This is a genomic window from Ravibacter arvi (assembly GCF_039540405.1).
GTDB classification, from domain to species: Bacteria; Bacteroidota; Bacteroidia; order Cytophagales; family Spirosomataceae; genus Ravibacter; species Ravibacter arvi.
Genome location: NZ_BAABEY010000016.1, coordinates 138,136 through 152,045, shown reverse-complemented (window position 1 = coordinate 152,045; position 13,910 = coordinate 138,136). Strand labels below are relative to the sequence as shown.

Below are 13,910 nucleotides of genomic sequence, written 5' to 3'. Positions count from 1 at the left end.
TTCCCGTGACACCGGAAATCGAATAAATCATGGCTAACTCAACAAATTTGACTCATCTTTATAAGACTAACAATCCACAATAGACCGTTGCCCGAACTATACCGATAGTTTGAACGATTTAACCGACATTTCCCCTACTACCTCGCGGGCGGGAATTTCATCGGATCAAAAGCGTTTCCTATAGATAAACTTTGCCCCGAGATCTATTAACCCTGCCCCGGCTGCGGCATAATTCACAAATTGTACTACAATGTATTACATTTAGCCTCCAGATGAATGGGGCTCCGGGCTGCGCGATACAAATCATCGGTGGCCCGCCTCTCAAACTTTGTTGTATACGTGAAAATTTCCGCCGGCCACAAATACAGTAATATCTTCGCTCACCTGCTGATGTGGTGTTTGCTCGGCACTTTTCTCCTCCTGTGGCAACCACTCACCTGGCGAATCCACATTCCGGCAGAATTCTGGTACAAGCAGGCGTTGCTGCTTTTGTTCCTGGTAGCCCTGTTTTACACCAACACCGAAGTACTGATCCCCCGGCTGCTGCAGCAAAGCAAGATCCCCTTGTTTATTGTGATCAATTTTGCGCTGGCCGTCCTCATCTCGTTTTTGGTGGAACAGATTGAAACGCGTCTGCAGCTGCGGGACATAATGAACCGGGCTTTCCGGGCGGCGCGCGAAGGCGGCGTCATGAAACGCGAAGAGGTGGTTGACTATTTTTCCCTGCTTTTTACCCTTATTATCTTCGGGGTCAGCACCATCACCGCAACGGTACAGAGCTGGCAAAATAACCGTCTTGCGCGCGAAGAACTCGAAAAGCAAAAACTCGAATCGGAACTTTCATTTCTGAAGGCGCAGATCAACCCGCATTTCTTTTTTAATACGCTCAACAATATTTACGCCCTTACGCAGATCAACCACGAAAAGGCCGGGGCCGCCATACACAAACTATCCAGAATGATGCGTTACGTTTTGTATGACACGCTCCAGGACAAAGTGATGTTGAGACAGGAGATTGCTTTCCTGGAGGATTACGTAGAATTGATGAAACTCAGGCTCACCGAAAAGGTAGACCTGAAACTCCATATCGATGACGAGATTACCGACGTTCCCGTTGCGCCTATGCTTTTTCTGCCAATTGTTGAAAATGCATTCAAACACGGGACGAGTGCTACCGAGCCCAGCAGCATCGAAATATCAGTTACACAACCTCCGGGAGGTGTACACCTGATGGTCAGCAATACACTTTTTGCCGATAAAAACCGCTCGCTGGAAGAAAGTAACGGCATTGGGCTGACCAATACGAGCCGGCGGCTGGACATTCTCTACCCCGGTTGTTACCAGCTTCAAGTATCGGAGAATTCAAAAGAAAAGAAGTTTACCGTGTCTCTAAACCTGCAAGTGAATTGAAGCTGAACTGCATAGCTGTGGACGACGAGCCTCTCGCACTGGGACTCGTATGCACCTTCATCGAAAAGACGCCGTTCCTGGAGCTCGCCGGGAGTTTTTCAAATGGTGTGGACGCGCTGCAGGCCATTCAGAACGGGGGTATTGATGTCGCCTTCCTGGATATCCAGATGCCTGACCTGACCGGTCTGGAACTGGCCAGGATTTTGGAAAAGTCCCCGGAAAGGGCGCCTCGTGTTGTCTTTACCACCGCTTTCAATCAGTTTGCCCACGAAGGTTACAAGGTAGACGCGCTCGACTATCTTTTGAAACCGTTCAACTACGAGGAATTCCTTAAGGCGGCCACCAAAGCTCAGCAGCATTTCAGCCTGGTCAGGCGGGCGGAAGAATCGTCAGGACAGCTGGTCAGCCCGAAAGACAACTACTTGTTCCTGAAAGTCGAGTACCAGATGGTCAGGGTACTGTTCGAAGATATCCTGTACATCGAAGGACTTAAAGACTACGTAAAAGTTCACCTCGAAAGCAGCCTGAAACCCATTCTTTCACTCACCAGCCTCAAGTCACTGGAAGAAAAGCTAGCGGGGAAAGGATTCATGCGCGTGCACCGCTCCTTTATCGTGAACCTTGATAAAATCAGCGCGGTTACCAAGACCAGTATTTCGATCGGTACGGAAAACATACCGGTCAGCGAGCAATACAAAGAGGACTTCAACCGCTATTTGAGCCAATGGATGTAGGGAAATAACCCTTAGGGCTGGTATATTTGCCCGGCAAATATCTTTTATTGCCATTGTCTAAAATAAATACGATCTCAAAATGTTTCGTCGAACTTTCGTTAAGTCAGCTATAGGCCTGGCAGGGTTAGCTGCTGTCAACCCATTGCAACAGGGCTTCGCTGCCCAGCCCGCCAAAAACAATTTTAAGCTTCGTTACGCACCGCATTTCGGAATGTTCCAGAACAGTGCCGGCAAAGACCTGATCGACCAGTTAAAGTTTATGGCCGACAATGGGTTTACTGCACTCGAAGACAATGGCATGATGGGAAGACCTGTCCAGGAACAGGAAAAAATTGCGCGCGAAATGGATCGCCTGGGTATCAAAATGGGTGTGTTTGTAGTGGATAAAGGCGGAAATGGTGCCAATACCCTGGCCGCCGGTAAGAAAGAACATGTCGACATTTTCCTGGCGGGATGCAAACGTGCCGTTGAAGTAGCCAAACGTGTCAACGCCAAATGGATGACAGTAGTGCCGGGCGATTATGAGCGGTCCCTTCCCCTCGGGATTCAAACCGGCCACGTAATTGATGCCCTGCGCCGCGGCGCCGAAATTCTTGAACCGCACGGTCTGACGATGGTACTGGAACCGCTGAGCGACACGCCGAATCTTTTCCTTCGCTACACCGATCAGACCTATGAGATCTGCCGGGGGGTGAACAGTCCGGCCTGCAAAATTCTTTACGACGCCTATCACCAGCAAAAAAACGAAGGGCGACTGATTCACCATATCACACTGGCGTGGAGTGAAATCGGCTACTTCCAGGTGGGTGACGAACCCGGCAGAAAAGAGCCAACCACCGGTGAAATCAATTATAAAAATGTATTCAAATACATTCACGACCGAAGCAAAGCCGAAAAGCTAGACTTTATCATCGGAATGGAACACGGGAATTCGAAGCCCGGTAAAGAAGGTGAGCTCGCGCTGATAAAAGCCTATCAGGAGAGTGATAATTTCTAGAAATCGGAGATCGGAAATCGGAAATCAGGCGTTTGCTCCGATTTCCGATTTCCGACTGCCGATTTCCGACTGCCGACTGCCGATTTCCGTCCCCCTCTTACGCCAGGATCAGAACTGAATTTTCCTCGGCAGCTACTCCTGCTGATACGTACTTGTCAGCTCCCTGGTCATTGATCCATTTTTCCCCGTCCAACAGGTAGCGGAACTGATATTCACGGCCTCCGGCAAGCTCCAAAGCTCCCTTGTAAGAACCGTCTTTTTGCTTCTTCAATTTGGTCGCTTCCAGAGGATCCCAACCGTTAAACTCACCTAATACCGTCACCTCAGTAGCTCCGGAAACCAACTCAACAGGTACTGAGAATGTTACCTTATAGGCAGACTTGCTTTTGATAAATTGTTTCGATAGCGCCATTTTTTTGCGATGTTTAGTTTAACGGAGCAAATATACAATCCTTGAAACTATAATCACATGATAATCAAAACAATAGAATGAATTTATCTTGAAATAATTATACAACTACAATTTTTAGCCCGTATAGTGCAAAATACAGCTTAAAAACGGCAATTTTCAGGACAAACCGCCGCCTATATAGTTGACTTCGGGCTGCAGCCGTATCCCAAACCGCTCTTCCACAGACGCCTGGATTTTTGAGGCCAAAGCTTTTACTTCGCCCCCACCGGCTCCGCCCAGGTTGACCAAAACCAGCGCCTGCCGGTCATGAACGCCGACTCTTCCCTCCCGGTACCCTTTCCATCCGGCCGTTTCAATGAGCCACCCTGCCGGGACTTTGACCATATCACCCGCCTGCGGATAGCCGGGTACCGCCGGAAATTTTGACTTTAAAGTCTCGAAAACCGTCGCCGGGATTTCTGGATTCTTAAAGAAACTGCCTGCATTGCCTGTTTCGGCCGGATCCGGCAGCTTACTCCGCCTGATTTGTATAATCGCCCTGCTTACGTCCGCAATTCCGGGTTGCCCGGCTCCCATTTCCGCAAGTACCTTTCGAACATCACCATAGTCTATATGCACAATACCCGCCTTGCTCAGGTTGAAATCCACGGAAGAAATCACCCATTTATTTTTTTCTTCCTGTTTGAATATGCTGTCCCGGTAGCCGAACCGGCATTCGTCCCGGGAAAATATCCGGGTTTGCCCATCTTCCACCCGAACCGCTTCCAGCGCGTAGAAAACATCTTTGATCTCCACCCCGTAAGCGCCGATATTCTGAATGGGGGCCGCCCCCACCGAGCCCGGAATCAATGATAAATTTTCCAGCCCACCCCAGCCTTGGGAAACGGCAAAAGCAACCAGGTCGTGCCAGACTACTCCCGCACCAACCCGTAGCCGAACCTGGTCAGCATCTTCCTGAATGACCTGTATGCCCTTCAGCTCCATCTTCATGACCAGGTACGGGAGATCTCCCAGTAACAGAATGTTGCTTCCTCCACCCAATACAAAAGGGCTCAGCCCGCTTTCGCGCGCGAACCGTAAAGCCTCTGCCAATTGCCCGCCGGCCGTCACCCGGCAAAAAAAATCTGCATTGGCCTCTATTCCGAAGGTATTGTATGGTTGTAGCGAGTGGTTTTGAAAAAAAGATAATGCCACCTTGATGGGTTTTAAATGGAAATCGGTAATCAGAAATCGGAAGTCGGAAATCGGGCCGTTGATTGCCGGATTACATTCCGGTTTCCGATTACCAATTTCCAAAATTACGCTTTTCCGCAACATCTGTTGGCAGTCTGTAGCCAGGAGACTTTCCGATCTATGCGTTTTTTGTTACTTTTGCTCTTATGTATATTGTTAAAAACCAGGCCGGAATCTTAGGGGTGCGCTCTCATCTCGCGCTTTTGGGCTTACTTTGGATAGTGTTTTCGTCTTGTTCGAGCAATATCCTGTCGCGGAGCAGCACGAGCAACTACCAGGAAGACCTTGCCAAGGTTCGTCCCCATTACCCGTTCAAAAACGAGGATCTGATGGTTAAATCTTCTGCCCAGCCGGAAGAAAAAGCCGCCGCTTCCGCTCCTGAGAAAAAGGAAACATCCGGCAAGACCGTAGCGGTCACCTCCGAATTGGCCGACATTCTTCAAACTATCAATCAGCAAAATAAATCCGTCAAATTCATGCCGGGATTCAGGATACAGCTTTATGTAGGCAATATCCGTTCCGAAGCGGACGCTGCAAAAGCTTTCGTATACCGCGCCTTTCCGGATCTTAATCCCTACATCACGTTTTCACAACCCACCTACCGCGTAAAAATCGGGGATTTTATGAGTAAAGCTGCTGCCGAACATGTTTTGTCGACCGTTCGCCTTCAATATACCTCGGCTGTAGTCATTTCTGACAAGATCGAAATCGAAAAAGCACTTCTGCAATCAATGGCAGAATAATAAAATTCAATTGGGGTGCAACCATTTTACACCGATGAAAAAAGCACTAATAACCGGGATAACCGGGCAAGATGGCGCCTATCTGGCAGAGCTCCTTCTGGAAAAGGGCTACGAAGTCCACGGCATCAAGAGAAGAACCTCGCTGTTCAACACACAACGGATCGATCATCTCTATGAAGATCCGCATGAGACAAACCCCCGCCTTATCCTCCATTTCGGCGACCTGAGCGATTCTACCAATATCATCCGGATTATCCAGGAAGTTCAACCGGACGAGATTTACAACCTGGGCGCTATGTCGCACGTACGGGTGAGTTTCGAAGAACCCGAGTATACGGCCAATGTGGACGGCATCGGGACACTCCGTATCCTGGAGGCTGTCCGTCTTCTGGGACTTACTGGAAAAACAAGAATTTACCAGGCCTCTACCTCCGAGCTGTACGGGCTGGTGCAGGAAGTTCCGCAATCCGAGCGCACGCCGTTTTATCCGAGGTCGCCTTACGCAGTCGCCAAAATGTATGCTTACTGGATTACGGTGAACTACCGGGAAGCCTACCAGATGTATGCCTGCAACGGTATCCTGTTCAACCACGAATCACCGCTTCGCGGGGAAACGTTCGTTACCCGGAAAATTACCCGCGCAGTATCAAGAATCGCACTGGGCCTGCAGGAGAAAATCCACCTCGGCAATATCGACGCGCAACGCGACTGGGGGCATGCGAAAGATTATGTGGAAGCCATGTGGCTTATCCTTCAACAGGATAAACCGGAAGATTTTGTAATTGCAACCGGTGTAACTACCAGTATTCGCGAATTTGTCAGGCTTGCTTTTGCCGAAGTAGGGATTGAGCTGGAATTCAGAGGTTCCGGTGTAAATGAAACCGCGCACGTTCTGAAATGCAACAACCCGGAATACCAGCTGCCCGCGGGAAAATTGGTACTGGCCATTGACGAGCGGTATTTCCGCCCGACGGAGGTGGAATTGCTTATCGGGGATCCAACCAAATCAAAAACCAAACTCGGGTGGAAGCCGAAGTACGACCTTCAGGCACTCGTGGAAGACATGATGAAAGCTGATCTGGCGCTCTTCAAAAAAGACAGGCTTCTTGAGCAATCAGGGCATACTCCTATGAACTATTACGAATAGCGACTTTACGGGGAGTTGCCATAAAAGAGTGCGGCGCGGCCGGGGATCCCCGGCCGCGCCGCACTCTTTTATGGCTTTCTACTTTTTATTGAGTGTGATGGTCACCAGGGCGTAGCTAAGCGGTATCGTTTCACAGGTTCTCGTACCTACCGTAAGTAAAAACGGGTCAAGAGGCTTCCCATTGGTAGTCGCAGTAATCTTAACGCCGGTATCGCCGGATGTTTCATACGTAATGGCTTCGTCAATTACGACACTCGGAGCAAATAGCTGAAGATAATTCCTGATTTCACCTTGCAGCTTACCGTCTTCGGTAAAGGTCAAAGGAATGTTCCCGACCGTAGTAGTTCCTGTAACAATGCTGGCATTCCATGTACCGACAATCTGGGATTTAAGTGCCGTAGGTACACACTCCTTTTCTTTTTCATCTTTTTTGCAGGACACCGCGGCAATTGCCAGAACAAAAATCAAGAGGAAGTTTTTCAAAAGACTGAATGGATTTGCTTTCATGCTTGGGTTAATTTGAACATTTGATTTTATAGATAAACGTTTCGCCCTAATCTTATTATTGGACAACCGGCTAAAACTTTCAGACGACCTTTCAGGCGACAACATTAGTAAGCACCCCTATTTGCCCGATGGTAATCTGAATTACGTCGCCCGACAGGAGCGTGAAATCCGAAGGCGGGACAATCCCGGTTCCCGTCATCAGGTAAACCCCTGCGGGGAAAGACATTTCCCTGAAAAGATATTCAAGGAGCTCTTCGGGCTTCCGTTTCATCTGTGCAATGGTAACAGCTCCTTCGAACACCTCCTCCGCATCCCTGAAAATACCGATATGGATCTGGGTGTCCGGGCCGAGCGGTTCTTTCGGAACGAGAAGGCACGGGCCGATAGCGGTTGACCCGGAATAGCTCTTGGCCTGGGGAAGGTACAAGGGATTCTCGCCCTCAATACTACGCGAGCTCATATCATTACCAATCGTATACCCCACCAGCTTACCGGAAGAAGTCGCAAATAAGGTCAGCTCCGGTTCAGGCACGTTCCAGACTGAATCCATTCGGATGCGTACCATCCCTTTGTCCCCGACGGCACGCCAGGCCAGAGATTTAAAGAACAGTTCGGGCCGATCGGCTTCGTAGACGCGGTCATAAAAGCTGCCGCCGCCTGCCTTCTCCGATTCCTCCATCCTCGCTTCCTTGCTACGAAAATAGGTCACCCCCGAAGCCCATATCTCCTGGGTACCGATGGGTGCTGATACTTCAGGCATCTCCTCCGCACCGAACAAGACCGGTGATATAGACGCAATTTCGGCTTCCAGCCAGGCATAAAGATCATCCCGATTCACCACTTCGTCCCACTCATGCCGGTTTATCGGATAATAGCTTCCTCCCTTTTCGACTAATACTGAATTCTGAACTTTGTATAATTTCATTGCCGGTAATTTTCTGTTTAAAATTGCTCCGATTGGTATTAATAATACTACGATTAAATTAAAGGATACCACCCGTTCCACAGAATAGCGGGCCCGGATTCAATTTTATAACGTTACCCCCGACTCGCTAGTGTCATTCAGACTTTAAACTTACAAAAATGAGCTGTGATTCCGGTTTTCCTCCTTTTGTGAACTTGTCGTTAACCAGAAGTACCCCATTCCGGTACCGGGTGATACCTTCCCAGTTGCTTGTCCAGTATTTCTCCGGCATAGCATAACTTTTTTCTATTTTCACCCGTTTGCGGCCGACCCTGCAAACAACCAGCCTCGCAAACGGGCGCAAGCTCCCGTTACTGTTGTGAATCCATACACTGTCTTCTCCGGCCAGGCCCTCCTGGTAAATCGCTTCCGCTTTGAGCGGAAAAAAGTAGTTGATCGCCACGGTCCTGCGTCCCTTCCAACGCGTCATGTCAGTCAGGCGGAACGGCGTCTTATCTACCCGGACCGGCGTACGTGAAGCTCGTGCAACGTTAATCTTATAGGCATAGTTGTTAATAAAACCATTGAATTCATAGAAGGCAAATAACCGTCTCCCAAGCGGTACCAGCGCTTCGAACCCCGCATTGAAAACATGGCTGCCGTCAGGAAGCTTCGGCTTCGGAAGCGCCAGGACCCGTGAAGTGTCCAGTTCGAAAGTATGATTGCTAAAAATACCGGTAAGCAGGTAACCCGCGTCCGCGTCCATTGAGGACTCCACCGTCACGAAAAATTTATCTCCGGCAAAAGCGATTGATTCCAGTCCCTGGTAACCTTTTATACGCCTGGAAACCTCGTCAAGACCCGCAAGGTGGTGATAGGCAAAGTCTTCTATTACGGTATTGGTATCCGCCAGGCAACGGTCCAGCTCTGCCAGTTTCAGGCTATAAATTCCCTGTGTAGGCTTTTTCAGATGATCGTCACGGTTTTCGCAAAGCAGGAAAAGCCGGTCTCCGTGAATAGCCAGACCGGAAAACTCGCGGCTACCGGACCTCAGGCTGTCCGGTAGCCTTATCGGAACAACCTTTGGATCGGGGTGCTGCGCATAAAGACTGCCAACACCCAGGCAAAACCAAAAGAACACTCCGAATAAAAACCTGGAAAACATAAATAACGTCATGGAATGGTTGGCGGACCGGAATCCCTATCAGCGTCCAAATGTTGGAACTTCCTCACAAAATCCCAAAAAAGGCTGCCAATAGTTCCCGCGCAAAGCTCCGGAACTACCCATCCGTTGACGCGAAACAAAGAAAGCTATGGCGAAAAGGCCATAGCTTTACTCTTGTTTGCTAAACACAATTTACAATTTCTTCACGTTAACGGCATTCAGACCTTTTTTCCCATCCACAATATCATACTCCACCTGATCTTTTTCTTTAATAGTCAGGCCTCCAAGACCTGTTACGTGCACAAAAATATCTTTGTTCGATTCGTCATCCACAATAAAGCCGAAACCTTTAGCCTCATTGAAAAATTTAACAGTACCCGTTGGCATGATAATAAACTAGTAGTTATTTGTAAAATATAAAAGCGCTATGAACACAAAGAAACGAAAATTGTTTGGAAACAAAGACTTTTTGCAAAATTTTTTAGCACACCACCCTCAATTTTCCACCGCTTCCACTTGCGCCCTGTCCCCGCTATTTTTTCTATTTCCGCCGTCAAGTTATTAAATAACTGGGAAATAATAGTCAATTTTCCAGTAAAAAATAAAATAAACCCACCTAAATATACGTGTACCTACAAGAGACTCGTTTACCCGAAAGTTATTAAAAGGTAAATTACAAAAAGGTGAAACCGGGCTGGAAAGCGGAGTTGCCGACACCTAAAGAAAGCGGTTCGGGGGAAACCGGTTCGATCTTTTCCCGTTTTTCACTAAATTGGCTCCTCAATCGACCTATGAATGAGATGATACCGGTTCGCTATTTTTTGGAAGATCAGATTTTCGGGGTTTGTTCTGCTTTGGGAGAGAAGCTTCGGTTTTCTGCAAGCAGCATCAGGCTTTATTTTATTTACGCTTCCTTTCTTACGTTCGGCTCGCCCATCATTCTTTACCTTGTGCTTGCCTTCTGGATGGAGATCCGGAAGCACCTGAGACGCCATAACAGCCCTACTATCTGGGAGTTATAACAAAACCATGCCTTTTTAGCCTTAACGTGCCGGTGCCTGGCGGGTTTCAGCGGAAGAAACGGGAAGTTCCGGCCTGTAGTCAACAGAACCCTTCAATTCGGCAAAGGTATGCCGGCCGAGCCCAAAATACTCCCACACAACACTTTTGGGATAGAGTCTTACTTTTTTCTTCGGCCCTGAGGAGCGGAAAAGCCTGGGAATCAGGCGATAAAAGGCAAAATGCGCCTTAATAATGGCCAATACGTCGGGAAAAGCGCCCGCCGCTATGAACCGGAAACTCGATAAGCCGTCCAGGAAAAGCCTGATGCCGATTACCTTTACGCGATCGGCGCCACTCAGGTTTTTGTACAGCATAATCAGGTTATTCCGGTAGTTCAGAAAAGTTTTCCGGGGATTCGATTTATGCAGCGTGCCGCCCCCTACGTGGTAAACCCGCGAATGGCCGCAATAAGCAACCCTGTAACCTCTCTGCTTTAGCCGCCAGCAGAAATCGATCTCTTCCATGTGGGCGAAAAAAATCTCGTCGAATCCGCCCAGCTCTGCAAAAACTTCGGAACGAACGAAGAGACAGGCGCCGGTAGCCCAGAAAATATCCACTTCGTCGTCATACTGGCCGAGGTCTTCTTCCCGCGTATCGAAAATCCGCCCACGGCAAAAAGGGTAACCAAGGTAATCGAGGTGGCCTCCGGCCGCACCCGCATACTCAAAATGAGAGGGAAGATCGTAAGCACATATTTTTGGCTGACAGGCTGCAATATTAGGCTCCGCGTCCAAGAGGGCAATCACCGGTTCTATCCAGTTTTCGGTCACCTCAATATCCGAATTCAGCAGGATAAAGTACTCGGCACTTATCTGTTTCAATGCTCGGTTATACCCCCCCGCATACCCCTCGTTGGTATCAAAGGAAAGAGTCTGTACGGGAAGCCCCGCATCTTTCAGCCACTCCAGCGACTGGTCGGTAGACGCGTTGTCAGCCACCCACACCTCGAAACCCTCTGAATACCGGAGTACAGTCGGTAAAAACTTTTGCAGAAACGCTCTGCCGTTATAATTCAGTATAACGATCGCTACCTTGGTCATTGGGCAAACGCCTGGATAAACGCTTTGGAAGCCGCTACTCTATTACTGAACGCGTATGCCACAGGCTGTTACTTTAAAAAACTTCCCAAATCGAGGCCAGGGATACTTGGCAAAGCCCCCTGCGTTACACTTTTCAGGTGTTCCTTTATTTTGGGTTCTATAGTCTCAAGTGCTTTATTCACCGCTGCAACCACCAGGTCCTGCAACATTTCCGTATCTCCCGGCTGCACAATAGAAGGGTCTATTTCCAAAGAAATGAGCTTCTTTTGCCCGTTAACTGTCGCACGAACCATTCCGCCCCCGGACTCCCCGGATTCAGTTATCCCCGACAACTGCTCCTGGGCTGCCTGCATATTGGCCTGCAGGTCTTTCACCTTTCCCATCAAATCTCCTAAATTACCAAACATCTTGCTTCAATCCGTTTTATTAGAAATCAGTTTTGAGGTGTGAGGCGTTAACCGGGCTGTTTCACCCTAAATCTTCATAGCTCATCACTCCCAACTGTAAACCACAAAGATAACAGATTTGCAGTTTTTTGCCTGCCTGCCAAAAGTTTTTAAAATTTGAACGTTCCCTGAGTCTATATTTGTTTTTAATGCAGCAGGACTCATGACATCGGGCCGCATATAAACAGTGACAGGGAATTGCATTTCGGGGGCAGAAGCACAGATCGAGCAGTTTCCAACCTTACTTTCTTAAACGGAATATGGCAAACATTAATTTAGATCGAATAGAGGACGCGATTGAAGATATAAAAGCAGGGAAAATGGTCGTTGTCGTTGACGACGAAGAACGTGAAAACGAGGGCGACCTTATCTGCGCTGCGGAGTTTATCACTCCCGAAATAGTCAATTTTATGACACGTGAAGGCCGCGGCGTAATTTGTGTGCCTTTGACGGAAGCCCGGTGTGAAGAATTACAGCTTGATATGATGGTGACGCGCAATACCTCCAATCATGAAACTGCGTTCACCATCACGGTTGACCTGCTGGGCAACGGCTGCACCACGGGGGTATCTGCCAATGACCGGGCTAAAACCATTCTTGCCCTTGCTGACCCGCAGACCAAACCTGAAGATCTGGGGCGCCCGGGCCATATCAATCCGCTGAAGGCCAAGGACGGCGGCGTTCTGCGGCGGGCCGGCCACACCGAAGCGGCCGTAGACCTTGCCCGACTTGCCGGTTTGCGCCCGGCCGGCGTTCTCATAGAAGTGCTTAACGAAGACGGGACCATGGCCCGCCTGCCTCAGCTCCGAACTTTCGCGGACAAATTTGGCCTCAAACTGATCAGTATCAAGGACCTGATTGCATACCGCCTGTCAATTGAATCGCTTATCAGGCAGGAATCCCGGGTGGATATGCCTACTGAATGGGGACATTTCGACCTGATTGCCTACACCCAGACCAATACAGGGGATATCCACATCGCTATGGTCAAAGGAGAGTGGGAAAAGGATGAGCCGGTGCTGGTCCGCGTACATTCATCGTGCGTTACCGGCGATATCTTTGGCTCATGCCGTTGTGATTGCGGCGGCCAGCTGCACGCGGCAATGGAAATGGTGGAAAAAGAAGGAAAAGGGGTAGTGCTCTACATGAACCAGGAAGGCCGCGGGATCGGGCTGCTCAATAAGCTGAAAGCGTACAAGCTCCAGGAAGCCGGGCGTGATACCGTTGAGGCCAACGAAGAGCTTGGGCTTCCCTCCGATGCGCGGGATTATGGCGTAGGTGCTCAAATACTGCGCGATCTCGGGATTTCGAAGATGCGCCTCATTTCCAATAACCCTAAAAAACGGGTGGGCCTCATCGGATATGGCCTTGAGGTGGTCGAATGCGTAAGCGTCGAAATTGAATCAAACCCCCACAACCGGCACTACCTTCGTACCAAACGGGACCGGATGGGCCATAATTTTTTCAGTCTGGAACTGTAACACGCGCCCTCGGGGATACAAACTTCACCTGCCATGAAAGCCATCCTGTTTTTAATTTCTGCGGTGTGGCTGCTCCATATCCCGGCCTCTGGGCAAAACCGCGTATCCACCGGGGCGGTGGTGACCGAGTTTTCATCGAAGGCTGCGGGACCAGCCCAGGACATTTATGCCATTGATAAAACGGGCGAGGCGAGCCTCAACCTGAAAACGGGAGACGTCAGTTTCAAAATCCGCACCAAAAATTTCTCGTTGCCCAGGTCGCTCATGCAAAAGCACTACAACGAGCGGTACATGCAAACCGATCGGTTTCCCCTCGCTACCTTCCAGGGAATAGTACCGATCGCCAAAATACCGGCAAAAGACGGGGCAAAAGAAGCGGTAACGGTTACGGGCAGCTTTACCGTACACGGCGTCACTGCCAAACGGGCATTTGAGGGCACCATCGAAAAAAAAGGCGCCCACTACCTGATAGAGACCGCCTTCGAAGTTCGGCTGGCCGATCACAATATCGAAATACCAGTACTCTTTTTTACGAAAATAACCGAGGCTGTCCGGGTAAAAGTCAAAGCCGACCTTGGCCCCTGAAATTCCCTTCCAACGCTGCGAGACACAAAATTTCGGGAATTGCC

Annotated in this window: 16 protein-coding genes; 8 read left to right on the top strand and 8 right to left on the bottom strand. The window is 49.3% G+C overall.

From position 1 onward, the window contains the following. Nucleotides 1–339 precede the first annotated feature (339 nt). The 3 genes from ABD852_RS08160 (at nucleotide 340) to ABD852_RS08150 (ending at nucleotide 3,141) form a co-directional block, all read left to right on the top strand. Nucleotides 340–1,410 (top strand): sensor histidine kinase, encoded by a 1,071-nt coding sequence (locus ABD852_RS08160; RefSeq protein WP_345027773.1) that lies wholly within the window; start codon nucleotides 340–342, stop codon nucleotides 1,408–1,410. Next, nucleotides 1,407–2,144: a LytR/AlgR family response regulator transcription factor gene (locus tag ABD852_RS08155; RefSeq protein ID WP_345027772.1), complete on the top strand. Its 738-nt coding sequence runs from the start codon at nucleotides 1,407–1,409 to the stop codon at nucleotides 2,142–2,144. Before ABD852_RS08160 ends, ABD852_RS08155 begins: the two co-directional genes overlap by 4 nt. Before the next feature lie 79 nt (nucleotides 2,145–2,223). Continuing rightward, the gene (locus ABD852_RS08150; protein ID WP_345027771.1) at nucleotides 2,224–3,141 is read left to right on the top strand and encodes a hydroxypyruvate isomerase family protein; all 918 of its coding nucleotides are present in this window, start codon (nucleotides 2,224–2,226) and stop codon (nucleotides 3,139–3,141) included. 97 nt (nucleotides 3,142–3,238) lie between these two features. Here ABD852_RS08150 and ABD852_RS08145 read toward each other — a convergent pair whose 3' ends face one another. Both ABD852_RS08145 and murB read right to left on the bottom strand, forming a co-directional pair. Next, on the bottom strand, nucleotides 3,239–3,553 hold the full coding sequence (locus tag ABD852_RS08145) for an isoamylase early set domain-containing protein (protein ID WP_345027770.1): 315 nt from the start codon (nucleotides 3,551–3,553) through the stop codon (nucleotides 3,239–3,241). A 156-nt stretch (nucleotides 3,554–3,709) separates the two neighbouring features. Continuing rightward, nucleotides 3,710–4,747 (bottom strand): UDP-N-acetylmuramate dehydrogenase, encoded by a 1,038-nt coding sequence (gene murB / locus ABD852_RS08140; RefSeq protein ID WP_345027769.1) that lies wholly within the window; start codon nucleotides 4,745–4,747, stop codon nucleotides 3,710–3,712. A 185-nt stretch (nucleotides 4,748–4,932) separates the two neighbouring features. Between murB and ABD852_RS08135 the strand changes: the two genes are divergently transcribed. Beyond that, on the top strand, nucleotides 4,933–5,529 hold the full coding sequence (locus ABD852_RS08135) for an SPOR domain-containing protein (RefSeq protein ID WP_345027768.1): 597 nt from the start codon (nucleotides 4,933–4,935) through the stop codon (nucleotides 5,527–5,529). 34 nt (nucleotides 5,530–5,563) lie between these two features. Then, the gene (gmd, locus tag ABD852_RS08130; RefSeq protein ID WP_345027767.1) at nucleotides 5,564–6,676 is read left to right on the top strand and encodes a GDP-mannose 4,6-dehydratase; all 1,113 of its coding nucleotides are present in this window, start codon (nucleotides 5,564–5,566) and stop codon (nucleotides 6,674–6,676) included. Nucleotides 6,677–6,754: 78 nt separating this feature from the next. On the opposite strand, the gene ABD852_RS08125 is transcribed toward gmd, so the two are convergent. From ABD852_RS08125 to ABD852_RS08110, 4 genes are all read right to left on the bottom strand, one after another. Next, nucleotides 6,755–7,183 (bottom strand): hypothetical protein, encoded by a 429-nt coding sequence (locus ABD852_RS08125; protein ID WP_345027765.1) that lies wholly within the window; start codon nucleotides 7,181–7,183, stop codon nucleotides 6,755–6,757. A gap of 91 nt (nucleotides 7,184–7,274) precedes the next feature. Continuing rightward, nucleotides 7,275–8,108, bottom strand: a complete 834-nt coding sequence (locus tag ABD852_RS08120) for a fumarylacetoacetate hydrolase family protein (RefSeq protein ID WP_345027764.1) — start codon at nucleotides 8,106–8,108, stop codon at nucleotides 7,275–7,277. A 133-nt stretch (nucleotides 8,109–8,241) separates the two neighbouring features. Beyond that, nucleotides 8,242–9,264 (bottom strand): hypothetical protein, encoded by a 1,023-nt coding sequence (locus ABD852_RS08115; RefSeq protein WP_345027763.1) that lies wholly within the window; start codon nucleotides 9,262–9,264, stop codon nucleotides 8,242–8,244. 180 nt (nucleotides 9,265–9,444) lie between these two features. Continuing rightward, complete coding sequence (locus ABD852_RS08110) at nucleotides 9,445–9,639, bottom strand: cold-shock protein (protein WP_345027761.1); 195 nt, start codon at nucleotides 9,637–9,639, stop codon at nucleotides 9,445–9,447. Between the two features lie 413 nt (nucleotides 9,640–10,052). On the opposite strand from ABD852_RS08110, the gene ABD852_RS08105 reads away from it, so the two are divergent. Then, nucleotides 10,053–10,274, top strand: coding sequence for a PspC domain-containing protein (locus ABD852_RS08105; RefSeq protein WP_345027818.1), 222 nt, complete (start codon nucleotides 10,053–10,055; stop codon nucleotides 10,272–10,274). Nucleotides 10,275–10,295: 21 nt separating this feature from the next. On the opposite strand, the gene ABD852_RS08100 is transcribed toward ABD852_RS08105, so the two are convergent. Together ABD852_RS08100 and ABD852_RS08095 are read right to left on the bottom strand one after the other, a co-directional pair. Beyond that, a complete protein-coding gene (locus ABD852_RS08100) occupies nucleotides 10,296–11,354 on the bottom strand; it encodes a glycosyltransferase family 2 protein (protein ID WP_345027760.1) in 1,059 nt (352 codons plus the stop codon). Between the two features lie 68 nt (nucleotides 11,355–11,422). Beyond that, entirely contained in the window at nucleotides 11,423–11,761 is a 339-nt protein-coding gene (locus ABD852_RS08095) for a YbaB/EbfC family nucleoid-associated protein (RefSeq protein ID WP_345027759.1), read from the bottom strand. A gap of 299 nt (nucleotides 11,762–12,060) precedes the next feature. Here ABD852_RS08095 and ABD852_RS08090 point away from each other — a divergent pair, with 299 nt between their 5' ends. Both ABD852_RS08090 and ABD852_RS08085 read left to right on the top strand, forming a co-directional pair. Further along, nucleotides 12,061–13,281, top strand: coding sequence for a bifunctional 3,4-dihydroxy-2-butanone-4-phosphate synthase/GTP cyclohydrolase II (locus ABD852_RS08090; RefSeq protein ID WP_345027758.1), 1,221 nt, complete (start codon nucleotides 12,061–12,063; stop codon nucleotides 13,279–13,281). 33 nt (nucleotides 13,282–13,314) lie between these two features. Continuing rightward, a complete protein-coding gene (locus ABD852_RS08085; RefSeq protein ID WP_345027756.1) occupies nucleotides 13,315–13,866 on the top strand; it encodes a YceI family protein in 552 nt (183 codons plus the stop codon). Nucleotides 13,867–13,910: the final 44 nt, after the last annotated feature.

Bases quoted from the DNA above. Each gene is read 5' to 3' on its own strand.
- ABD852_RS08150 (WP_345027771.1), top strand. From the start codon at position 2,224: ATGTTTCGTCGAACTTTCGTTAAGTCAGCTATAGGCCTGGCAGGGTTA.
- ABD852_RS08145 (WP_345027770.1), bottom strand. From the start codon at position 3,553: ATGGCGCTATCGAAACAATTTATCAAAAGCAAGTCTGCCTATAAGGTA.
- ABD852_RS08135 (WP_345027768.1), top strand. From the start codon at position 4,933: ATGTATATTGTTAAAAACCAGGCCGGAATCTTAGGGGTGCGCTCTCAT.
- gmd (WP_345027767.1), top strand. From the start codon at position 5,564: ATGAAAAAAGCACTAATAACCGGGATAACCGGGCAAGATGGCGCCTAT.
- ABD852_RS08125 (WP_345027765.1), bottom strand. From the start codon at position 7,183: ATGAAAGCAAATCCATTCAGTCTTTTGAAAAACTTCCTCTTGATTTTT.
- ABD852_RS08120 (WP_345027764.1), bottom strand. From the start codon at position 8,108: ATGAAATTATACAAAGTTCAGAATTCAGTATTAGTCGAAAAGGGAGGA.
- ABD852_RS08115 (WP_345027763.1), bottom strand. From the start codon at position 9,264: ATGACGTTATTTATGTTTTCCAGGTTTTTATTCGGAGTGTTCTTTTGG.
- ABD852_RS08110 (WP_345027761.1), bottom strand. From the start codon at position 9,639: ATGCCAACGGGTACTGTTAAATTTTTCAATGAGGCTAAAGGTTTCGGC.
- ABD852_RS08105 (WP_345027818.1), top strand. From the start codon at position 10,053: ATGATACCGGTTCGCTATTTTTTGGAAGATCAGATTTTCGGGGTTTGT.
- ABD852_RS08100 (WP_345027760.1), bottom strand. From the start codon at position 11,354: ATGACCAAGGTAGCGATCGTTATACTGAATTATAACGGCAGAGCGTTT.
- ABD852_RS08095 (WP_345027759.1), bottom strand. From the start codon at position 11,761: ATGTTTGGTAATTTAGGAGATTTGATGGGAAAGGTGAAAGACCTGCAG.
- ABD852_RS08090 (WP_345027758.1), top strand. From the start codon at position 12,061: ATGGCAAACATTAATTTAGATCGAATAGAGGACGCGATTGAAGATATA.
- ABD852_RS08085 (WP_345027756.1), top strand. From the start codon at position 13,315: ATGAAAGCCATCCTGTTTTTAATTTCTGCGGTGTGGCTGCTCCATATC.